This is a genomic window from Pseudoprimorskyibacter insulae (assembly GCF_900302505.1).
GTDB lineage: Bacteria > Pseudomonadota > Alphaproteobacteria > Rhodobacterales > Rhodobacteraceae > Pseudoprimorskyibacter > Pseudoprimorskyibacter insulae.
The window spans coordinates 269,391-295,181 of sequence record NZ_OMOJ01000003.1; the positions used below are offsets into that span (position 1 = coordinate 269,391).

The 25,791-nt window shown below is 62.9% G+C and carries 1 protein-coding gene (cut by a window edge); it reads right to left on the reverse strand.

Annotated elements, in window-relative coordinates:
• Nucleotides 1-25,791, reverse strand: partial view of a PKD domain-containing protein gene (locus tag PRI8871_RS19595; RefSeq protein ID WP_108886153.1) — the 3' portion only. The gene runs 2,994 nt beyond the window's last position; the window shows 25,791 of its 28,785 coding nt (coding positions 2,995-28,785); its start codon lies off the right edge, out of view; the stop codon is at nucleotides 1-3.

Consider the following 25,791-nt stretch of genomic DNA (forward strand, 5'->3'; position numbering starts at 1 on the left):
TTAATCAATCGTCGCGCGGCGCGCGCGTTCTGCGCGGGACAGTGCCCAGCCGCCGGGGATGGCCTTGCCTGCGTGGCTGGTGGACCAGCCGGTTGGCACCGGCATCCGCCGTGGCGCAGCATCTGCGTGCAGCGCCCCATTGGCAAGCAGGATCACGCCAGAGGGTGCGAAATTCTCAGCCAAGTCAGACCCCTGCCCGTCGGCCTTTGCGTCCACCGCGTATTCGGCCAGATCCAGCACAGGCATCGGGCGATCCGTTCTGGCGCGGCTATGGGTGACCGGCACGGGTGAGCGCGGCGCCATTCCGGGCAAAGACACCCGGATATCCCGCGCCGTGCCAAGCGTCGGCACGGTGGCCGACGCATCCGGTGCCACGACAAACACCCGCTGGGCAAAGTCTGTCATCTGCCGGGTGGGCATCTGCATCGTCGGGACAGCCACCGACACCGGCGCATGCGCGGCGCTGGCCACGGCCACCGGGTCGGTTGCGACGGTCTTGACCGTCGGCTGAACCGTAACAACCGGCGTTTTGGCCACCTTTTGAACCGCGAAGGTCTGTTTGGTGCTGCTGGTGCCATCGCTGATGGTCAGCGTGGCGTTGAAACGGTCACCGGGCGCGACATAGGCATGATCCAGCGTCAGCTTGCCATCCGCCGGAACGACGCCCGTGGCGATTGTCCCGTCACCCCAGTTCATCTGGTAGGTCAACGCCTGCCCCAAACGGTCCATCACAGCCGCGTTCAGGACATAGTCATTGTCCCCGCCTACGGCGTCCTGAACGACCTGAGCGCCAAGGATCACGGGCACCACCGGCGCGACCGCGACCTCAACCACCGCCGTCGCCACGATGTTCGACTGCAGATCGGGATGCGTCCGTGCCGCGATGTTGATCTGCACCTTGCCATCCGCAGGCGCGGTGCCGCTGGCGTAGACATGGCGCGCCTCAAACCAGCCATCGGCCATCAGGGTGACGTCGCCCTGAACCATGGGTGTTACGCCAAGCTGGCGGGTGAAGGTCGACGGCGTCGTGCCATCGCCCCAATCAACGGTCAGGTTGCGGTACTGGTCATGGGTGGTTTCCACCATCCGGCCACGCAGCACATAGGTATCGCCCTCGAACGCGCCGCCAAAGACCTCTAGCCCGTCAAGGGTCGGCAGGTCCCAGATCACGGCCACCACAGATTGGCTGGTGCTATCCGCCCCATCGGATGCGGTCACCTTGATCAGCGTGTCCTGACCATCGACGGACCGTTTGGTAAAGATGTGTCTGGCGGTGAAGGCGCCATCGGCGGCCACGGTCGCGGTCCCAGTCGTGCCATCGCCCCAATCCACCGTAACCGTTACGTCATCGCCCGGCACATCCTGGGCCATGCCGGTCACTGTGACCTCACCGCCGACACCAACCGCCAACATGAACGAGGACTGGCTACCATGCGCGATTTGCAGATCGTTGATGCTCGGCGCGACGTTGGCCACCGGCACCGTATACCGGCGCGAGGTGATCAGGCTCAACGTGCCATCATCGGCCTTTTCATAAAGCGACACCGACGCCACAATGTTCGAGTTGTAGCCAAGCCCCGCCGGATCCTGATCAAAGCTGCGACTGACTTGGAACGTGCCATCCGCCGCCACGTCGATCAACTGGCCTTTGCCCACCGCATCGGTCCAGACCACCTCAATCACACGGTTTTCCGCCCAGCCTTGGGTTAGCTTGCCCGTCGCATTGAAGGTTTGGCCTTCGTAATACTGACGGTCCAGCGGCAACTCGATGATCGGGAAGGGTTCAACCTTGACGGTGTAAACCACTGTCGTCTCACCGGTTTTCCCATCATTGGCCACGGTAATCTTAACCGTCGCCTCATCCCCGTCCAGCGGCGTGCGATATTGATGCGTGACCGCCAGATGGGTCGAGGCCTGCTTGATCGTCTCAACCTCGGACCCGTCGCCCCAATCGACGGTAAAGACGAAATCCCGCTCCGTCAGGTCGGACGGGCTAAGATCTGTCACATCAAGGCCCAGCGAGACGTCCTGATATTGACGCACAGCACCGGGCAGCGACACCGCCGTCACATTCGGCAAGGCGTTCTGAACGCGCAGAGGCATGCTCCGCGACACGGCATTGACGATCCTGCCATCGGGGTCGGTGATCGCATCACCGTCGATGACATAGAACTTGGCCGGGTAACGCCCCGTTTCCAGCAGCTCTGAATCCTCGGCATAGCTGTGGAACGCCGTGAATTGCCCGCCCGAAAATTGCGTGGTGTCGGCATCCGTGGTGATAACCACCTGACCATCCACAATCTCGCGCTTGTAGAACGAGGCCGTGCCATCGCCCCAATCCATACGGATTTCATAGCTGTCTTTTGGGTTATCCCACCACCGGATGTTGGCAAAAAGTTTTCGATCAAGCTGCGTGTAGTGGGGGGCAGACCCTGTGCCTACCCCTCCGATTGTTGGTGCCTTATCCTTGACCTCAGCCGTCAAGACCTTGGTACTGGTCGCGAATTCATCGGTTGCGGTGACCGTGACCTGATAGGCGGTCTTGTCCCATTGGCCGAAGAATTCCAGTGCGTCCTTGGCATAGACATGGCTGACCTCAAACGTGCCATCGGCGGCAACGGTCAAAACCTCAGCCGTGCCATCGCCCCAATCGACACTGGCGGTGAAGGCGTCATTGCCCGGATCTTTCACCGTGCCTTTCAGCGTGACGGTGCCGCCTTCGCGGGTGGTGATCGTCTCGGCGCTTTGACCGAAGACATTCAGCGTCACATCCGACAGTACCGGCGCGACGTCATGAATGACCAGCGACCCGGTTTCAACCCGACTGGGAGAGCCGATAAAGATATCCCACGTGCGCGCGGCCACAGCCGACCCCGGCTTATAGGTCTCCACCTTTTGCGTGGTGGTAAAGGTAAAGGTGCCGTCGGCTTTGATCCGCTCAAAGGAAGAATAGAGGCCCAGCTCATCAATAAATTCGACCCACGCGCCCTCCAGATCGGCAGGCACGTCAATGACCTTACCGCTGAAGGTCAGGGTTTCGCCTTCGTTGCCTTCCACCGGCTTTTGCACCCATTCGATCACCGGCGCTTTGTCTTTGATGACCACGGATGTGGTCACAACGTCAGTCTTGTCGCCCAGACGATCCTGAACATAGGCCTTGATCGTATAGGGCGCGTCGTCTTTTTGGTTGTTGCCATAGGCATGGGTGGCAGTGAAGGCCCGGGTGTCGCCCGCCACATCATAGGCGGTCAGGGCCGTGCCATCGCCCCAATCGACCCAAACCTTATGCACATCCGAGGCGGAGGCATCTTGGAAGCTGCCCGAAAGCGAAACCTCTTCGCCCTCGAAATAGCTGGCCTGAACAGGCGCCATGGTCAGCCCATAGGGCAAATTGCGCACGACTTGGGTCACGCCGCCAGTGTAAGTCGCTTCGTCTGATCCGTCGTTCGTCACGGTAACGCTGATCGACAAAGGCGTGCCAACGGCCAGATTTCCGGCAATGCGCGTAAAGGTATAGGCGTCTTGCGGGCCGATGGCCTTGATCACCTCAGGCTCGGTGCCGTCACCCCAGTCGATGGTAAAGACATAGTTGCCCGCCTCGCGGTCGCCTTTGCCGGGGTCGGTGACGTTCAGCGTCAACTCGATGTCCTGCCCCGGTTCGACCATCGGCGTCAGAGCGATGCCGGTAATCTGCGGCGCGGCGTTCAGAACCTCAACCGTCGAGGGGAACTGAACACCGTTTACCGGTGCGCCGGTATCGGGATGATAGATCGGCTGGCCATCGAACAATGACAGTTCGATCTGGGCGTCACCCTTCTGGGCAAAGACATGCTCAAGCCGTATATGCCCATCGGCGGTTTTGAATGCCGAGCCGGTGAAGATTTCACTGCCGACCCCATTTGCATCCCGCTGCCAAGTGTATGATGCGACTTCGCCCGCAAAGGTGATCGAAAAGACGAACTGTTGCTCGTTCTCATAGCCCGAGATGTCATACTCGACAAAGAGCGTATCCCCCTCGCGCAGCGAGTTAAAATCGCTTGCATCAATGCCCTGAACAGACGGATAGACGTTGCTGACCGCCGCCGACAGGGTCTTGCTGACCTCATCCACCCGGTCCGATACCGTCATTTTCACCGGGAAGGCGGTTTTTGCCACATCGCCAAAATATTGCACCGCATCATCCAGATACAGATGGCTGGCGCGGATTTGGCCCAGATCGTTGGCTTGGACGGTCTCAACTGTGCCATCGCCCCAATCGACGGTGATCAGCAGATCCTCTTCGCCACCACCGTCATCCACATCGGCGACCAAGGTCACGGTGTTGTTTTCCGGCAGGCTGACCGTCGCGCCGTTTTGCCCTTCATAGGTCAAGGCCGCCGTCAAGATAACCGGCGGGCGGTTCTTGACGATCACAGATCCGGCCTTGCGGTCGAATTCAACCCCATCCACCGAGACAATCGCCGTATAGCCGTAGCTGTCCTTGCCCAGCGCCGATTGCGCACTGTTTTCCATAAAGCGGCTGACCAGCCAGATGTCTGCCCCCGTCTGCAAGGCCAGGTTCTGCACGTAGCCATCTTCCCAGACCACGGTGATCGCGGTGTTGGTGGCACGGCCAATGCCGCTCAGACGTCCGCCGATCATTGCAGCCTCGCCCTCGGTCACGGCAGCTGCCGCGCTCAGGGTGGTCTCAAGCGTGCCTTTCGCCGTCATCTGACCGTTTGCCGAATGGCCGGTGCTGTCGGTCACGGTGACTGTGATGCCAAGGCCCGCGTCCTTCTGCGCGGCAAAGCCCTTGGCGTCGAACACATGCGACAGCTCATAGCTGCGCGCATCGGCTACGAGGGTCTGCGTCGACGTGGAGCCATCGCCCCAATCGACACGCACGGTGTGCAGGTCATGCGTGCTTTGGTCGGTGAAGGTTCCGGTGATGACATAGCTGCCATCGGCGGCCAGCCCGGCTTTGGGCGCGACCGTCACTGCGGTGGGCGCATAGCCGGTCACCTCAAGCTCACGGGTAATGGTTTTCAGGCGCCCTTGGCTATCAAGCGTGCCAAAGGTCACCTTGCGCTGGCCCGGCGCGTCGATGCTCGCGTCCAGTGTGACAATCAGATTGCCGTTGCTGATGCCATACTGCCCATTGGGAACAGGCCGGAATTCGGTATCCCCGTCGAACTTATAACCCACGCTTGCGATATCCCAAGCGTCCGCACCGGCCAGACGGAACACCAGCGGCGTTCCTTCCAGAACCGGGCCATTAACCTTTTGCCCGTCCTTCAGAATGTCGAAGCCGGTAAAGGTCATTGCCGGATGCGTGACGGCGATCTGGGACCATGCGACCGAAGTCACCTGATTGCCGTCCTTGATCGTGGTCACTGGCGTCAGGGTTTCGGCCTTGGTCAGCGTCACCGACGCCGTAAAGCGCCCGGTTGCCGGATCAAGCACAACTTTCGGCGCGGAGCCTGTGCTGCTTAGGACCGTGCCATTGCCAAGGTTGATGGTGATGACCGGGGTTTTGCCGTCATCGGTGTAATCGTCATAGCTGCCACTGAAGGTCAGCGCGCGATGGGTCAGCGCCTGCGCCTGATCCAAGCCAAAGCCCGAAATCACCGGCGGCAGTGGGCTGACGTTGAACATCAGCGAGGCCGCGGCCTTGGCCCCACCATCGTCAGTCACCGTGATCTTCACCTCATAGGTGCCCGGCGCATCATAGCGATGGGTCAGCGACCACAGGTTGGCGATCTCATCGTCGGACATACGCGCGACGTCTTGCTGTCCGGTCAGGGTCAGCGTGGTGCCATCGCCAAAGTCCACCACGGCGGTCAGATGGTCATTGCTGGCCGCGCCTGCGACCATGTCCCGGAACGGATCCATCAAGATCAGGTCGATCAGGGCAGTCTCGCCCGCCGTCAGATCCGTCGCCTCGGCGATCAGATCAACCGACGGGGCAAGGTTGTGGACAGTGACAAGGCCCAGGGCCTGCGCCGCGCCGTCGTCATCGGTTTGGCCAAAGACATCACCGTTGTTCGTTACGGCCTGCACGGTGATGGCAAAGGGGTCGCGACCATCATTGTCCTGCGCATAGGTATGCCGCGCGATGGAGGCATCCCCCGCCTCGGTGGTGACTGTGCCATCGCCCCAGTCAATCCGCCATTCCTTCAGCCCCTGCTCAGATCCATAGACAACCGCACCAAGGCCCAGCGCCACCTGTCCGGTTTCGTTGATCGTCAGGGCAACCGGCGTGCCGTTGAATGTCGTGGCCGTTCCCCCGTTGGAGGTCAGAGTAACCGTCAGCTTGGGGTCGCGGGATTGGGTGCTGTATTCAGTCTTGATATCCGCATCGAGCGGGATGCCGCCCCGTTCATGGGCAATAGCCACATCAATCGTGCCCACCCCTTCGAAGCGGGTGAAGTCGCGCGGCACCATAATAAGGGTGATCGTATCGACCACCTTGGGCGTGTCTTTGTCATTGATATCTGTCAGCAGGTCGAACGGGATGGTGCCTGTGGGCTCTCCTGTTTGGGACAGGATCATATTGGCCACTTCGACCGTGTTCAGCGCGTTCAGAATGGTTGCTTTGACGCTATCAGACAGAACCGCCTTGCCGAGCTTATCGGCAGTGGGCGTGCCAATCGCGTTCAGAGTAATGATTTCCGACAGCAGCTGGCTGCGTTTGGTCGCAGTCGTACCAGCGGCGTCAGCTTGGGTCTGTTTGTTCTCAACCAGCCAATCGCGCAGCGCCACCGCCCCTTTGGGTGTCAGCGCAGCGAAAAGCGTATCTGCATCGCCCCCCGCGATGGTCGCAAAGCGGCCTGTGCCTTGGGCCACTTGGCCGGTCAGTTCCGCCGCACCGCCATTGCCAAAGTCCACGGTATAGCGGTACGCGCCCCGATCTCCGATACTGGTATCAAGGTTCTTCACTTTATCGCCGAACATCGACAGATCAACGGCAACCACAGCACGATCGGCACCGGCGTCCACAGACGTTTGGCCCGCAATCTGGGATGTCGTCGCCGTAGCAACCGGCGTCAGGGTGAATTGCAGATCATAGGGCCGCACGCGCAGGGTTGCGTGGTAGTCTTCGGACGTGGCGTTGACCTGTGCCTTGGTGTTCTTGAACGAATAGGTCAGGTTGTAGACACCTAGGTCGTTGAAAGAGCGGCTGACCTCAAAGCTGCCATCTGCAGAGCTGATTTGATAGGTCACCGGGTTCCGGTCATCCCCATCGCCCCAGTTTACGATAATGCTGGTCGCATCGCCCATACCGGCGTCGGTGTATTTGCCCGATAGCGTAACCTTATCCCCATTAAACACGATCTGCGGCAGAGACACCGTTCCAGACAGGGCGGGCGCTTTGTTCACCACGTAAATCGTTTTGGACAGGCTGACGACCTGCCCTTGATTGTCAAAGGCTTTGACCGTCGCGGTGTAATCGGGCGTGCCATCCTCAGAATAGGTATGGGCAAAGACATGGCTCCGGCTGTCGAGCGCCGACACCCCTGCGGGCGTTTTATATTCGCTGACCTGCCCATCGCCCCAATTGACGATCCAGTGGTCGATGCGATCCGTGGGGTCCACATCAATGACAGATGCCAGCAGGCTGATCGGATTGCCTTCGCTGACCGCCTCTTTGCCCGCGTACAGGCCCGGATTGACCCAAGTCACCGACATTTCGGGCGGCACATCGGCCACGGTGAACTGCGTCGTCGCAAATGAGGTCGCGCCGCCGGGGTCGCGCACAGTGACTTTCAGCGCATAAACGCCAGACCGCATCAGCTCAAACAGAGGTATGTCAAACCCGACCGAGCCCGAAGCCAGCCCCGACACGGTGTAGTACCCATCGGCGCTGGTCGTCGCCCCCAGAACCAAGGCCTTGGACGTGCCATCAGGGCCGATCAGTTCGGCCCGCAGTTTCAGGTTCGCACGATCATAGGCGCTGTCGTCGGCGATGCCGGTCACAGTGACCTTGGCCCCTTGGCCTTCTTGTAGCGCTGGCGCGGTTTCTGCCTTCGTCACCGTCACCTGCCCGATGCGCGGGGCGTTGTTCAGAACGGTCACGGTTGTGACAGCTTGCGTGCTGACGATCAGCCCGACATAGCCCGCAGGGGCGTCTGCCTTAACGGAGCGATAATTGACCCGTGCCGTGACCGACAGGGATTTGTTGCCCGATGTCTGGCCAATCGCGGCCTCAAGCGTGGGCCAGTCAAAGGTCTGGCTGGCCGATTGTCCTTGGGCCGCCGTCAAATCCTGCGTGGCAATGGTTTTGCCGTCGATGATCCAGTCGATGCTTTCCGGCGTGCCGACCCATTCTGTGTGCAGGGTCACAGGTTGACCCGCACGGATCGTGGGGACGGAATTGCCGACAAACTTCGCCGCCTCGGTGCCAAGCGTAACCTCTTTGAACGTAAAATTCATAGCGGCAGATTCAGCGCCGCCCACCGGGTAGTCGTTGTTATAGGCCCCCACGAGCACGGAATAGGTGCCGGGCTTGCTATAAGTATGCGACGCGCTTGTTGCGCTTGCCCCCAGTGCGTCAAACGTCCCATCGCCCCAAACCACGACCCAACCCGTAACGCGGTCTTCGGACGAGGGGTCAGAATAGGCCAATTGAACGGTGGTTTCGGTACCAAGCTTGCCCGAATAGGTGCCAGTGACACTGACCGTTGGGCGGGTATCGGCCATCACCAGCTTCTGATCGCTGGTTGATTGCGTGCCATCGGCGATTTTGGCCATGACGGTCACGCTGTAGTTGCCATCGCGGCCAAGGCCCAGGCGTTGCAGTTCCGCCCAAGTGACCTGATGCGAGATCGTGAATTCGGTCGACGACTTGCGCGTCACGACCGCGTTGAAATCGGCCTGCCCGTCGCCATTGAGGTCAATCTGCACGGTGGGAGTTGCGCCATTGGAAACCGTGACCGTTGCCGCAATGACAATCGCATCGCCTTCGGCAATCGGATCGGCGGTGGTTTTGTCCTTCGCCCGCAGGGTCAGACCAGAAACCGCCACCTGAACCGGCGTGACCGGAATGGGCGTGACCACCGGGTCCGCCTTCGCCGAGGTCGCAATATCGGTGTAGTACAGCTGCCCCGCAATCGTCCCGGTCGGCGGCGTCAGCGTCGGAACGCCGCCGCCTGCCGTATCCGGCTGAAGGATAAGCTTATTGCCGATATTCGCCCCACTGGAGCCCAGCTTATCCGCATAGACAAACACGCCGTATTTCGTCGCGCTGCCAGTGTGGCCGATCTTCGAAGGCTGCACGATGAAGGTATCGGCGAAATAGGTGGTCGAGGTTTTGCCATCGCCATAAAGGACGGCCGTCGCCCCAGTCGCGACCGTATAGGCCGCCAGCGTATCGCTATCCGCCCCGCCCAGCAGGTTGACGATATCGCCGTTGTCCAGCTTATGCACGGTGCCGGTGTCTTTGCCATCGCCCAGATCCACCGTCACCGCGTTGGATGCGGCATAGATGTCAGCCACATCTGAGCCCGCACCCAGATTGGCGGTCAACTCGCTGTTTTGTGCGATGCTGCGCAGGGTCAGGGTGTCGGCCCCCGTGCCGCCGGTGATGGTATAGGTGATCTTATCGGCAGCCGCAGTGCTTGCGCCGTCTTCGGTGGTTTCAAACAAGAAGGTGTTCAGGCCGCTATCGCCCACAAAGGCATAGCTGCCGCCCAGCCCGGCCCGCGTGACATGGACCTTATCGGTGCCCGCGCCCAGATTGGCGGTGACATTGGCCTTGGCGCTGTGGTTGCGAACGTTCAGCAGGTCATCGCCTGCCCCCAGTTGCACGGTCACCGGATTGGTCCCGGTTTCGACCAGCGTGACAACGTCATCCGACGCGCCGGTGTCGATCAACAGGGTTGAGCTGAACCCGCCCGTTAGCTGCACCACATCCGCGCCCGCGCCCAGCTTCAGGTCAAAGGCGGTTTGACCGCGCGTTTCGACCACGGCATTGCGCAGGTTGCTTTGTTCCTCAAGCGAGATGACAAGTCGGGACAGCCCGCCGCGCCCCGTTGTTTCGGTATAGCCGGACGACACCAGCATCACCTGCTCTGTCGCCCCGGAGGACACCGGCATCAGCGCGACCTTGGTCAGACCGTTCAGCCCGACCGCCCCGCCGCTGCCATCGCGCACGACTTGTACCGCACGGCTGGTCAAGGTGCCAACGGCAACCGCGCCGCCTGCCTCGACCTGACGTTCGAAGACGCCGATTTCGCCGTTGCCATTGGCGACCAACACATAGCGTCCGCCATCGGCGATATGCACCGATACCGGCACCGCCACGCCGCGCACGCCGTTTTGCCCCTGCACAAACGTCGTGGTTTGCCCGCCAATGGTGGCCTTCAACTGGCCCACGCCATTGACCGTGCTGACGCTATAGGTCGCGCCATCAAGGCTGACCGAGGTTTGCGCCGCCTGCACCTTGGCGCTGCTGGTCGTGGCAACGGATGTCAGCTTGCCGTCTGTGCCAGCCGCGAAGGTAAGCCCGTTGTTGCCAATCGTCCGCACCGTCAGCGTGCCATTGGCAAAGCCAAGCCCGCTGGCCCCGGTCAGCGATTTGCCGGTCCCGCCGCTGAGGGCGGGCAGATCGGAGCTGCGGAAGACCTGCATCACCGTCCCGCTCTGGGACATCACGAACAGCGTCGGCTCCGACCCAGAGGTGTCGATCGCATAGACCACCGATCCGTTTACCACGAAATCGTCGATGCCCTTGACCGTCTGTTCGACCGGCGCGGCCTCAGACAGGCTCATCACGGTCCGGCTGCCTGTCGCGCGTTGATCCGCGGCCAGATCGAAGCTTTGGGTGATGGCCGTGGCGCTATTGCCCAGCTTGGCCGACACCGTATTGCCCTTGATCGTGTCCGATTTGATCAGCGTCACCCAAACACCGCCCGCCCGCAGGCTGTCGATATTGGTGGCCTTGGCAACCCCGCTGCGCAGATCGCTTTCGTAGATCTGCGTGGCCTTGCCGCCCAGATTGATCGTCACGCCCTGCAAGGACACGTTCGACAGGTTCGACACGACCAGCACGTCGTAATCCTGCCCATCGAGCGACAGATCCCCGGTGAACCCTGTCGTCAGCCCGCCGCTCTTGGCGTAGGCGTTGAAATCGTCCAGCGTCTCAAACACGGTCAGCGACAGCAGATCACCGCCGCGCACCGCGTCCATGCTGCCGGTTGAGGCCAGATCCTGATCCAACCCCCGCGCATCCAGATACCGCGCTTGGCCAAGCTGGCCCGTCGCGCCAACCGCCATGCCTGCCACGGCAGTGCCGGTCGCCAAACCGGACACCATCGGCGTCGAGGAGGCCGTATAGAGCAGGTTCGCGCCAAGATCGGCAGCGTTGCCCTGATTGTAGATGCCGCCCGTGGCCGCCGTGCCCTTGGCCGCGACGGTTGTGGTGGAAATCGACTCCACCACCACGCGCCCGCCGGTGCCCTTGGCCCCGCGTGTCACGGTTGCGCTTGTCGTGGTTGTGGCTGTGTCGGTGCGGGTGCCGACGCCGCTGCGGATTTCGTCGGCAGACCGGCCATGCAGGCCGCCTGCCCCGCCTGATACGTCCACGCTGACCTTATCCAGCCCGATGATCTGCGTGCCGCTTAGCTTGACGGTGCCGCCCGCGCCGCCTGCGCCGCCGCTACCTGCGCCGCCGTCGCCGCCGTCCCCACCAAGCCCGCCATCGCCACCGGACGATCCATCCGCGCCATAGCCGCCCCACATCGCATCGCCTGAGAACACCAGCGCGCCGCCGCTCCAACGGGCTTCGTTGCCAAGCGAGCCATCTGACATGCGCGACATGGCCGCCGCCGCTGGGCCGCTGATATTATAGCCCGAAATGTACTTGAGTTTGTCGTAAAAATTCCCTTGGCCGATCCCCGCGCCGCCCGATTTACCATCGGCGGGCGCCAGGTTCTGCGTTGTTTCGGCGGATCCGCCCAAGGTCGCGTCTTGGCCGTCCGACCCATCGCCGCCCGTCGCCGACAAGGATGTGCCGCCGCCCTCGACAAAGGTGATGGTCCCGGCCGCTTCAATCCAGAAGCCGCCGCCACCGCCACCGCCTGCGCCGCCAGCACCGCCCGAGCCGCCTGTTGCGCCATCATCGCCGTCCGCGCCATCGCCACCTATGCCGCCCACGCCGCCGCGACCAAAGTCAGGCGTGCTGGTATCGGCCCAGATGCCGCCGCCGCCGCCCGCACCGCCGCCGCCGCCGCCCGCGCCGCCCTGACCGCCCGAGCCGCCTGCCCCACCAACGCCCGAAGCGCCGCCGCTGCCTGCCGCCAGACCGTTGGCCGTGCCTGCGTTCAAACCGCCGCCAGCCTGCCCGCTGAAGCTGCTAAACTCAGTCGCTGCGCTGGTGCCATTGGCCCCGCTACCGCCATCGGATCCGTCTGCCCCGGACTTGCCAAGACGCGCCTCGCCCGATTGTGTGCTTGCCCCGCCTGCGCCGCCTGTCCCGGCGGTCCCGCCCGCCAGATCGGCCCCGGTGAACTGCGTCGCAGATCGGGTGAGGCTCAGGCTGCCGCCACTGGTCCGCACGCCGTTGAACACCTGCGCCTTGCCGCCTTGGATCGACGCCCCGCCTGCCTTGCCGTCATTTGCCGCTGTCATGTCCACGGCTGTACCTGCGGTTCCCGATGGCCCAGCCGACCCAGCCAGCCCCACTGCGGTCTTGCCATGGAACCAGTGCGCGACGCTTTTGATGTCGGGATCGTTCGAACCGATGACGTTGAACTGGTCCTCCAGAACGCCCATGCCGCCCTTGCCGCCATAGGAATAGGTGTAGGACGACGCGATATATCTGCCCTGCGCATGGTCCCATCTGTAGCGCGTCACGGTTTCGGTATTCTTGCCACCATCACCGCCCGTGCCGCCGTCACCGCCCGCGCCGCCAGCCCCGCCCGTTCCGCCAACCATCTGACCGGTAACGACTTTGTAGCCGCCATCCCCGGCGCCCGCGCCGCCAATCACGCCTTCCGCATCCGACGAGAAGGTGACGTTCTTGCCGACGATCAAATCGCCTTCGACTTCCAGTTTGAACAGCCTGGAGCCCTTGACCTCAATCACTGTGTTATCCGCAATCACCAGATTGCCCGGCACGGTGATCACCACCGTATCCGTTCCATAAAGGGTCGCTGCATCGCTGCTACCGGCGACACGCGTCGGCAGGGTCAGCGTCTGGTCGGTGTCCAGAACGATCGTGCTGGCCGCGCCATTGGTGCCGAACTGCCATGTGGGCACGACCGTCGTGCCAAAGGCGGTGCTGCCCGTCGGCAGGCTCAGGGTGTATTGGCCCGAGTTATAGCTGCTGGCCAGCGGTTGCAGGTTCTGGCTATTCAGGCCAGCGACTTCTTTGCTAACGACATTATCGACACTCACCCCGGCCGAGCCGCGGATTTCGATCCGTGTCAACGCGCCAAACTGCGCCGGCAGGTTGTCGAGCGCATAGACCGATCCGTCCAGCGTGACAGCTGGCAGTTCGATCACATCGCCCGAAACAGACCACGCCTTCAGTGCAAACTGCTGCCCGGCCTGCCCCCGGAATTCGATCAGGCTCAGATCGAAGATACCGCCGTATTGGTGTTCGATGACCAAGGGGGCCGCATCGCCCGTCAGCTTGATCGCCCCGGATCCATCCGCCGGACGCGACAGGGTTTCATGGGTGATGGTGTCTATCTGCATGGCCGCCGCAAAGGTGCTGGCGGTCAGCAATTTGCCGTTGCGCTTGACCTGAAGGTTCAGGGCTTCGACGTTGAAATCATAAGTAATTCGCAGCGACTTGATCGCATCATTCACGCCAAGGCCAAGCCCCGCGCCGTCGCCCAAGGACTGCAGGTTGATCGTGCTGTTCTTGGCCAGATCTGAGGATATCAGCACCGTGCCGGATAGGGTCTCAATCTCGATCTGCAACAGCCCAAAGGGGCCATTTGCGTTTTCGAGTTTCAGGCTGTCCAGCTCAAACGCGCCGCCATCCTTGGCGGTGATCAACAGCTCACTATTCACCGGCGCAGTCAGATTGGTTGCCCGGACATAGCCGCCGCTATCGGCCAATGTGGTGGCCAGTTTGCTGGACTGTTGGGTGAAGGACAAATGCCCTTCGGTATAGGCGTTGGTGTTGCCCAGCGTCTCGAACCGGAAGGCCCCGTCCACATAGCCCGGCTGGACAAAATCGCTGCCCGCGTTTTGTTGGCTGACCACCAGCGGATCGGCGTCAAAAACAGCGCGGTTGTCGGCCAGAACCACGCGGGTATCGCCCTTGGCGACCGGGCTGACCGTCAGCTTATCCGCCCCCAGAAGCAACAGGGACTCCGCTCCGTCAGTGGACAGAACATGCGTCAACGATGAGGTGTCGGTCGCCGATTTGGCCGCCTTCAGCGATGCGCCGTCAAAGACCCAATGCACGGCAGGTGTCGCGCCGGTGTGGTCGACGACAACCCGTTCAACCGCCAGATCCATATAGGCATAATTGGCCGCAACCGTGGTGCCAAACACCGCGCCCGATCCGAACGTCAGCGCGATTTCGTCGTCGCCCGCTTCGCCGTCCAAGGTGACCCGCGCCAAGGGGTTGACCGCCGTGCGCGCGGTTTCGGTGCCTTTGCCCGCTTTGGTTACGTTGAACCGGTCGTCGCCGTCGCCGCCATGAACCAATATCCGCAGCGATCCTTGCGCGGTGGCTGTGGTGTTGATGTCAACAGTGTCATTGCCCGTGCCCATCGCAAGATCAATGATATCAATGCCTTGCAAAGACAGACCCGACAGGTCGATATCGGCGCCCGACACCTTGATACCGGTGCCGCCTGCGTTGTCTTCAATCACGGCGGCCATACCGGCCTGCGCATCGCTGCGGTCAATGGTCACCTGATCGGTGCCCGTGCCGCCGGTGACTGAAATCGTGCCAGACAGCCATTCGCCAACCGCAACCGTGTTGTCGCCCGATTGCGTGGTCACGGTCACATTGCCCTGCCCGCCATAAAGGCCGACCGTGTCATTGCCCGCACCCAGCGCGGCGGTGATGTCGATATCCGTGTCGCGCACCGTCAGGCGGTCTTTGCGGTCGCCGAAGGTCAGGTCCAGCTTGCCAATACCATTCAGCACAATCGCCGGGCTCACCGCCGCGTCGGGCTGCAACGCATCGCGCAGGCTAAGGCCGACCGACCCGCCGGGGCGGGTATCGACCAGCAGGTCCATCGCGCTGCTTTGCACCAATCCGAAGGTCGTCGCGGCGGTCCCGCCGGTTTGCGTCACACCCAGCGAAACCGGCAGATCAGCCAGCGCATTCGCCGTGGTGGCCGGGGTGGTGCCGCCAAAGATCACCTTATCCCCGGCAGTGCTGCTGCCAAGGTTGCCGGTGTTGATCTGAACGCCGCTGCTAAAGGCCGAGGACAGCCCCAGAATACGCAGCGTGTCCTGCGTCCGGTTGAGCAGGTTGACGTCCAAACGCTCAAACCCGAGCATATCGACCGCGCCATTCGCCGTAGCGCCAAGGCCGGTGATGCGTGCACCATCAATCGTGCCGCTACCGGAGCCATAGGCGATCAGCCGGTCCGCCCCGCCTGACCCGATTAGCGTGACAGCCGAGGTCACGCGCGACAAGCCACTGGCTTCGGTCCCAAGCGTGACAAGGTCATCGCCGCCGCCCAGATCAACGGTGACTTTCTGCGTGGCCCCTTCAACCGCTAGCCAATCACGGTTGTCGCTGAGGCGCAGTTCGATTTCCTCAACCGTGCCAATGCCAAGGGTGACGTCGCCTTGCATTCCGGCGACCTTGAACCCGTTCTGATAGACCGAATGCGACGGTGCGGTGGCCCCGTTGGGCGTGGCCGACTGCGACCCGGTCAGGTCGACCAGGATTTTGTCTTTGCCCGCGCCGCCCGCAAAGAAAACATTGCCAAGAATGGCGTCCACATTGCTTTTGGCCGTGCCGGACTCGCCATCCAGAACCGAGGCCAGCTTGACTGTGTCGTCCCCCGCGCCGGTGTCTATGCCATAGCGCATGCCTGCGTCCACCGACCGGATGACCACGGTGTCATGGCCCGAGCCGGTTTCCAGCAACACCGAATTGCCGGTGATCGAGGCATCCAGATCGATTAGCCCGGCATTGGCGGCGTCAGTCACCTTACCGTTTCGGCCAAAGTTCGACCGCAACACCACGCGGCCATAGGTTTGGTCCGCCGCCGCCGACACAACGGCGCGCTGCCCGGTCAGGGACAGAACCGCCTTCAACGCGTCGCCCGCATCCAGCGTGATACCGCCGAACAGCGCGATCAGGCGGCTTTCGCCGTCCAGAATGATGCTTTCGTCAATCCGGTCGGTGGTGTCCCAGGTGCGAATGTCGATGTTCGAGGTGTCCGACCGCAGATTGCCAAGCGTCAGCGGCCCGCCGAATTGGGTGACATAGATCCCGCCCTTGGCCACCGCGTTCAGGCGGCCCGCATCGGTGATCAGGCGGTTGGTCAGCCCGCCGGCATAGCCTTGGCCAGTCGTGGAGCCGATCTGCCCGCCAGCGGTCAGCGTGACCGTATCGGCAATCACACGGGCCACGATTTCGGCCTCAGACGTCAGCGCGGCAGCATGCAGCAGATCACCGCCCGCACTTAGCGTGACGGCCGCGCCTTCGCCCCGCGCGATGGCGTGGGCAACGGTCATTTTACCGGGCGATTTCAAGGACACATCGCCCGATGCCTGCGCATCAATCACCCCCGACAGGATGGTGATCGGGGCCGCCGCACTGCCGATGGACCCGCCCGCCTTGAGCGTCACTGTGCCAGCAGACAGGCTATGATCGCCGCCCGACAGGATATCGCCCGCCGATTGGATCAGCACGCTGTCCATAACCACGGCATCGCCAAGGATCACATGCGCCTCAGGGTTGGTCGAAACGATCTGCAAGGCAGGCACGTTCGGCACCGTGGCAATGGTTGGGGCGGTATTGGTGGGCGTGAAGGAATTCACGGTGTAAAGCCCGGCATTGTCTGCCGACACCCCTGCGCCTTCGATCCGCCCCAAGACCACATCCATGGCCGAGGCGTTTTCAATCCGCAGCGTGGAGTAGCCCGTTGGGGCCGACACAGTGGCCCCTTGCATAAAGACACCGCCGGAGCGGATCATTCCGTCGCGAGCGTCAAAGCCCTGCCCCGCCGCCGACACCGTCAGCTTGGGTGCACCTTTGGAATTGATCGCCACCATATCGGGCAGATAGATTTTGCCGTCTTTGATTGTGACACTATCGACCGGCTTGCCATCGGGGCCAATGGCCGACCGTTCCAGCCCTTCGGTGATGATGCTTTTCGCACCCAGCGGCAGATCTGCGGGGATGATCACGCGCGGCGTCACCACATCGCGCATGGTGATGTCGCTTTGAACCTGGACTTTGCGGTCCACAATGATCGTCGATTGGTCGTTTTCGGATCCGACGTCCAACCCATAGGCCACCCGGTCCGCCGTGCCATAGATCGAGAACGCTCCGCCGTTCAGCAGATTGCCCGAGTCCGCTGTCAGGTTCAGGTGCCGCGCTTCGATCTGGCTTTGCGTGGTGCCTGCCGATTTCGCTTCGATCTTCTGGGCGAAATTCGCCGTCATGCCCGCCGTGGCGGAAGTATTGCCACCGATCTGCACGCCCTTGGCATAGGCATCGGCAATGACCAGCACCGCGTCCGAGGCCTGATCGGCCAAAAGCGTGACCGTGTCGCCCGCCAGCTTGGATTGCGACGTGATCTCGACAAAATTGTTGGCCGTGACATTGGTGATGGCCGACCCGCTGTTCACACCGGCCAGCCCAAGGTTCAGCGCCGCCCCATGCGATGTGACGCGCGTTTCTGTGCCGCCTGCCCGCAAGGTTAGCGTATCGTCTGCGACAATCGTCCCGGCCGAGGTCACCTTGGCCGTCGTGCCCACCGTTGCACTGGCCAAAGATTTGGTGCCTGCAACGCCCGAGGTCGCGTCAGATTTTGCATCAACGAACACGAATTCCGCGTGGCTGGCATCGACCGTTATATTCTTGGCTCGCAACGTGCTGCCGCTGTTCAGGTCAATCGTCGCGTTGTTGGTCACGTTGCCCGCCGCCCGCGCCAGAAGCGCCGCCGCCAGCGCGGTCGTGTCCAGCGTTTCCTTGGCGATCACGGTTTGCTTGGCCGCAGCAGTGATCGACAGATCCTCAAACGCCTGCATCGTCACGTTCTGCGCGACCTGCACAATCGCCTTGTTGTCGGTTTTGACTGCAAAGGTCGCGATGCTGCCGGTGGCCAGACCGCCCGACACCAAACTGCCATCCGCAAGCACGGACAGGGTGCTGTCTGCGCCAATCGTCAGGTCGTCTTGGTTGCCGGTAATGACCACGTCCTTCTGAACGTCGACGCGGGCCGTGACCTGAATGAAGGGATCAACGAATATACCGCCCAAGGCGACAACACCGCCATTGCCGCCACTGGCGACCATATTGGCGGCAAAGTTCGCCTTGGCCTCAAAGGTTTTGGCATTCGGCACCGCGACATAGGAACTGATCCCGCCCGAGCCACCAAACACCCGAATTTGAGCGCCGTCGCGGACTTGGGTTTCCACCACGACAACCGCGTTCACATCGGCCACAATGATACCGGCAGCAAAGCCGCCAAGCGCCAAGGACCGCGATTTTACGTCTGTCGCACCGCTTTCGACCAGCAGCGACCGCACGCGCATCCGATCCAGCCGTTCGACCTGAACCAGCGCGTCCTTGCCGATATAAGCCTGCACAATCAGGTTGTTGCCCGTCGTGCCCATGTCGATTTTCAGAACGTTGGCCGTGACCGCGCCAAGGCCCACGCCATAGTTGGTCAGCATATGACTGGTCGTGCCAAAGATCGGCGCAGGGCTAATCGCCACGCGGCCCGTGGCCTCAACCACCAAGGACCGGGCCGCGACGGTTGCCGCTTCGCCTGCCCCTGAGGATGCCCCAAGGCCGATCTGCGTCTTGTCGCCGACGGCAGCAATCGTGTCGCCCGTCGCCTCAACGATAACCACCGCCGCGCCCGCCGCGACACCGCCAATGGTGGCCGAACCTGTGGCGACTTTCAGGTCGATATCCGCATCCGCCGTGATCGACAGATCGCCGGGGCTATAAACCAACAACGTGCCCGAGGATTTACCGCCGCCGCCCAGGTAGGCGGTCGTATCGCTATCGTCCCGCACCACAGATACAGCCGCTGCGCCGCCGATCAGGCCGCCCGCGCCAGCAACGCCCACCGCCTCGATATCCGAGGTGAGCCGCGACGCGATGTCGATGTTCAGTCGGTGTTCCTTGGGCAACAATTGCCCCGAAGCATCCACATAGGCCGTGACCAGCAACGACTGGTTTACAACAGACACGCCAGCGCCGCCCGCAATGGCACCTGCGCTGACCGCGCCGCCCCAAGCACTCAGCGTCACATCATGGTCCGCGGTCACCGTCAGATCATCGGCCTGCACCGTCGCGTCAGACAGAATCCGGGCGGTGGTTCCGGCGCGCACATCCGAAGACCGCACCGATGTCGCCCCGTTGATCCGCGCCTTCAGCGCCTGCTGTTTCGCGCTTTGGGTGTCGGGGCCGATGTCGCCCGAGGTGCCATCATTCAGCAACCCGGCCAGCCCTGCGCGCAGTTCCGTCAAGGCGCTGTCGACAGGTTCCGGCTTGCCGTTCTTATAGACCACCGCATTGGTCGAACTGCCCGAGGCGCTGCCATAGCTGGCGCGGGTGAACCCCGCATCGGTCATGCCAAGGTTCAGCAGGTTCACACTGCCCGACAGGCCAACCCCGCCAAGCGCCCCGGCTGCGGCGTGGCTGGTCACATCCCAAACGCTATAAGCGGTGACATGCACGCCATAGCCTTGCACAGACCCGCCGTTGATCTCGGCCACTGTGGCGCGGTCCAGCGTGGCCACGACAAAGCCTGCGCCCGCCGCCGCCGCGCCGCCCGCCAAGCCACCCGCCACCGCATCCAGCAACAGGGTGTCTTCGGCGTGGAACGTCGCATCGCCGCTGGCCGCAACCGTCGCGCCGGTGGATTTTGAGGCCGTCTGCCCCTTGGTTTCGACATAGACGACACCCGCCGACAAGGCACCGCCTGCCGCACCTGCCGCGCTTGCGCCGACGGTCAGGATGTCTTCGCCCGAGGTGGCCACGACCGACAGATCGCCCGTCACGTCCACAATCGCGCCGGTGCCCATTTCGGCCACAACGAATTTGTTCAGCAGAACGACCGACACGGCCCCCGCCGCTGCCGCCGTGCCAGCCCCGCCCATCGCCCCCGCGACAAGGATAAGCTCGGAATCGTGATGCGCGGCGACCGCCATATCCGATTGCGCGCCAATCTTGGCCCCGGCCTGAACACGCGCAAAGGTGCCCGTCGCCAGATCCGCCACCGAGGCCGATCCGCCAAGCGCCGCAGCGCCTGCGCCGCCAATGCCCGCGCCGACCAAAATGATATTTTCTGACGCAATAGCGCCAACCGTTACGGTGTCTTTGGCCGCCACAACGCCGCCAAGGCTGGCCTTGGTATCCCCGTCCAGCATGACAACCGCGCCGCCGATGCCGCCCGCCGCCGATCCGCCGCCCGCAAGCGATGCGCCCACTGCGATCACGTCATACTGACGGCCTGCCGCCACATGCACACCTTTCTGCGACGTGACGGTGGTATCATCGCCCAGCACGGCGCCGGAATTGGCGTCGGACGTGCCAGAATGGACCACGCCTTCGATCTGGGCCGTGGTTTCGATGATGTGAATGCCCGCGTGCCCGCCCATGGCCAGACCTGCCGTGCCGCCGCCCGCGATACCGGCTCCAACGGCCACGACCTCAGTCCGGCTGGTGGCGTTGACGATCACGCCCGACAACGCCGCCCGATCCGCGACCGAACTGCGCTGCCCCATGGTCTTGTCGGTTTCAAGGTTGGGAACCGCCAAGGCCCCCGCGCCGCGTTTAATCTGCGGCGACAGGACAAACAGACCGGTGTCCGACACCTTGGTCAGGTCGATCGCATTGGCCCCCTGCGCCGCATCTTCGGCGTTGGCATGCAGGCTGACACGATTGCCCGGCAAAACGCGGACATAATAGGTGCCGCCATTGCTCAGCCCGCCGATGCTGCCTTGGCTGCTGACAAACAGAACTTCGTCGCCGGTCTTGAAATTCGTCGGCGTATCAGAGCCTTCGCCCAGAGTGATCTGGTTGGCGGCATTGTCCACACGCGATGCGCTGAATTCTTGCTGCGCGACCTCGCGGGTGGTTTGGGGGGCCTCATCCGTGGTGAATTCGCCTGTGTTGACCGTGACAGACGCGGTGCCCCGCGCGTTCAACTTGGCCAATTTGCCCACATGCGCCGTGGTGTTTTTGTCGATGAACCCGATGTTCACCGGGATCGCCGCGCCAACGCCTGACCCAGCCCCGGCAATGCTGCCCGCGACGGTGACCACCTCCAACGCGTCATCCGCCGTGACGGCAATGCTGCCCTGCGCGGTGATGGTGGCCGACGCGCCAATCAGCGCCTCAGTCCGCGTGGTAATGGAGGAAAGCCCCGCCTGAACCGCCAGCGCAAGCGCCTTGCCGCCCGCGATGCCCATGGTCAGGCCGGTGGTGTCGATTGAGGTCAGCGCATCGACGATCACCGAGCCGCCCGCCTGCGTCGTGCTGGTGTCGCTAATGGTTCTGATCTTCACCCCATCGCCGATCTTGGCGCGGGTCGTCACGTCGATATAGCCGATATCCGTCGACAGGCCGATCCCGGCCCCTTTGGCCAATCCAACCGCGCCAGCGGCGCCGATCAGGTCCAGCGACGAATGCGCCACAACGCGCACATCGCCAAGGGCCGTGGTGATCTGATGCGCCCCATCCCGCGCTGCGCCATAGGTCAGACTGCCCTCCGCGGCTTCGGTCACAGCGCCGATGGAGGCGATGGTTTCTGTATCAATTTGCGATACACTCGCCACACCGCCTGCGGCCAGCACCCCCTCGCCCGAGGCAGCCCCGGCAAAGGCGAAGACCTTGGGATCCATGTCCAGATCGGCGGAAACGGTCAGCCCATCTTTGCCCGCCTCGATTTTGACATAGGGGTCCACAAAGGCCTGCGTTGCCAGATCTAGGCTGAGGATCGTTGCGCTCAGGCCTACTGTCGCCTTGCCGCGTGCCGCCACCTGCCCCGACAAAACCATGGATTTCGCTGTGGTACGCGCGTCGACCGTGATGCCGCGCGCCTTGACTGTCCGGGCCAAATCCGCCGCATTGGCCGGGCTGATGAAGGCCCGCGTGTCCGTGGTGATGACATTGACCGAGACCGACCCGCCCAGCGTCAGCTTCGACGCCACAGCCAAGCCCCCGGTGATCGACCCGATCTCTGCCGCCTGCACGGCGCGCACGTCGATCAGGGCCCCGGCGGTCAGGGATGCGCTGCGAATATAGGCCTGCGTGGCTGCGTCGATGAAGTTGTAACCAACCGCCGCGCCCGCGCTATTGCCCTTGCCGCTGACGGCCATAGTGCCGTTCAGGGCGGAAATCACTGTGCTGTCCTTGGCCAAAATCTCGGCATTGCCGATGGCGACGGTGATCGCGCTATCGCCATTCAGGCCAGCGGTCACCGCACTGGTCACGCCGTTCAGGCCGATGTTGAAGGCCGCGGCATTGGCATCGCGCGATGCAGCCCCGCCGACGGCGGCGGCGGCGATCTTGCTGCCCAATAGCCCGTCCGAGCTGGCCACGGCCCGGATGGTCAGGCCCGCGACGGTGTTGGCCGTGCCGGTCAGCGCAGCGGTGGTGCCGGTGATGGTGGCGCTGGTGTTGATCGACACCTCGTTCCAGCCAAGCCCCGCGCCCACGGCGGAACTGTCGCCGCCCGCCAGCGCCAAGACGCCCGCAAGCGCGGTGATGTTTGTTTTATCGTCAGCCTCAACCCGCAGGGACCGGGCGCGCAGACCGTCGCCATTGGCCAGTTTGGCATTGGCCACCAAAGCCTGAACCGAGCCGGAAATATCGTTGGCCGACAGGGTAAACGCCGCCGCAAAGGCGGTCGAAGACAGGCCCGCACTGACCGAGAAGGCCTTGATTTCACGCGCATCTTCGGCGGTGACAGCCACGTCACCCGTCAGCGAGAACCCGGTCCAGCCGGTGTTCGCGGCAGCGCCCCGCAGCGCGGCCAGTGTTGTACCGTCCAGATCGTTGTAGCTGGCCGATCCGCCAAGACCCTTGCCCCCGCGCCCTGCGCCCACCGCACCGGCAACCGACACGACCGAGGCGTCGTTCAGCGCGTCGATGGTCAGCCCGCCGCCCGATGTCACCGACGCGCCATCGAGTTCGGCGGTGACGTCGTAATCCAGGAAATTCGCGCCGACCGATCCGCCAAAACCGTTGCCCTGCGCCGTGCCAGACACGCCAATGCCCGCCGCTACAGAATACAGATTTCCACCGGCATGCGCGGTGATCGAAATGTCCTGCGCGCTGCCAAGTGCCAGCGTTAGCGCCGGATCCGAGACCGCGCCATTGCCGCGCACCAGAACCGCCGCCTCAGTGACGGACGCGATATGGCTCAGGCCAAAGGCCCCGGCGATCATATCGGTCTTGGCGGTTGCGTCATTGCCGTAACTAGCCGCAACGCCGCCCATGGCGTTGACCACTGTCATGTGGTCCTGCGCATCGACGGTCAGGCCCGCGCCACCCGAACCGTTCAGCGAAATCCGCCCGTAGCTGGCGATTGTGGCCGAGGTGGTCTGATCGACCTTCCAGAAGGCCGCCGCCCCTGCCACGCCAAAGCCCGAGGTGGATTTGGGCGCTTCGGCGTCGGCATCGTTCAATTCGGCCCGCGCCCCGCCTTTGTCATCGGTCGGTTTCAGCCCGCCGGTTACGTCGCGGGTGGCCGGGTCTGCCGCATCCTCGGCGGCATCGTCTGGCGTGGCTTGATTGGCCTCAATGCGCGTACCAGCAAAGGCGGTGTTATAGCTGCCGCCCGTGCGCAGCGCCTCAACCGATAGGGTGCTGGCGTCAATCAGAATGCCGCCTGAACTGCCTGTGGCCGGTGCCCGCAACGTGCCTGCCTTAGCGCTTTCGCCCGCGTCGCTATTGGCGATGTCGCCGATATGGGCCAAGGTTTGCCGTTCGGAATTGCCGACCAGCCCGGACACGCCCGCCGCCTTGGCGCCGGTTTCGGCCCAGACCACGCCCCCGGCAAAGTTCACCTCATCAATGTCCGAGGTCGCCTTGACCGAGACCGCGCTGCCCCCGGTCAGGGTGCCGCGTTTCGATGTGGTCGCCCCCGCCGCCGGGGCAAATAGCGCCGCCTCAACCAGACTGTTATGCAGGACAACGCCGACGCTGCCCGCAATGCCAACCGAATCCGCTGCCGGGGCAGAGCCTGCCGTAATCAGCGCGGCGCGGATCATCTTTTCTGTCGCATCGACGCTGACACTGCCATCGGGACCGGCCCGCAGCGTGGTGCCTTCTTCGATGATCGCCTTGGCCGTGGTGTCGAACTTCGTCACCAAAAGCGAGCCGCCAGCCCCGTTCCCGCCCGAGCGGTTGACCAAGTCAATCACGCCGCCCGATTTGAAGGTGTTGCCGATCTTCTTGCCCCAGGTGCCGCCGTCGTCTTCAATTGCGGCTGTGACCGCGTCGGCGGTGCTGGCGGCATTGCCCATGCCCACCAGATCGACCAGTTCGCGCGACACATTGGCCGCAACCGCGATCGAGCTTCCGCTCCCTTCGGCCCAAGTGACCGTCTGGCCTTCGCCGTCCTTGCGCATCGCGATGCCGTCGCCGGCGCTGGCCTGATTGATCTTCGCACCCGAGCGGACATAAGCCTCGGCGCGGTCGTCATAGATCAGGATGTTGATCGACCCGCCAAGCGCGGTGGACCCTGTGTCGGGCGAATTGGTTTGACCTAGCGCCTGACTGTTGACCAGCCCACTTAGGCCGAACAGACCGTCGGTATAGGTGCCGTAAACACCCTGCGGATCGGCCAGCAGGTCATCGCGCAGCTTGGTCCAGAACTCTTTCTTCCAGATGCCCAAAATCGTTTCGCGCGGCGGCGTGGCAAAGGGATAAGACACATCGGAAGTCAGGTTCACCGACCCCAGCGCATCAATCCGGGCATAGGCGCCAATCTCGGCCAGCGCGGCATTGTCATAGACCCCGACCGCAATGGCCAGCGCGGCCCCATCGGCCTTGACCTTTTCATCGCCCGGCTTGCCGACAATGGCGGTGACGCCCGTGGTGACCGTTTGTTCGATGGTCGCAACGATATCGACATCTTGTTCGGACAGAATCCGGCCAGCCCCTTCGGCGGTGCCAACCTTCACCGTGACATCATGGTTAAAATGCGTGACGCCAACGGATCCGCCAAGGCTAAAGTTGACCCCCTCGCTCACCGGGTCTTTCGTTTCGGTCTTTTCGTCCTTGGCATCAGTGTCGGTGCCGCTGGAATCCGCCGGATCGGCATTGCCGGTATCGACCGTGCCCACATCGGGCTTGGCCCCGCCAAAGAAGCCTTTGGCCTTGTCCATGCCTGCGCCCATCAGGTAGCTGGTCAGAACATCTTCGCCGGTGTCGCCCGCGCCGATTTCACTGCCAGAGGCATTGCTGACGCTGCTGGTCAGCCGGGCGTAGATCCCTACGCCATTGGCCAGATCGGCATCGGGCAGCAGGGTATGCGCATCGCCCACGCCAAGCGCGGTCAGGTCCACCACTTCGGGCGCATGGGCATAGGCCGATGAGGTGACAAGCCGGAAATGGTCCTGATCAATGCGGACCACGTGATAAAGCGTGCCATCCTCTAGCCCGTCAATCGCCGGGTCTTTGATCCGCTCGAC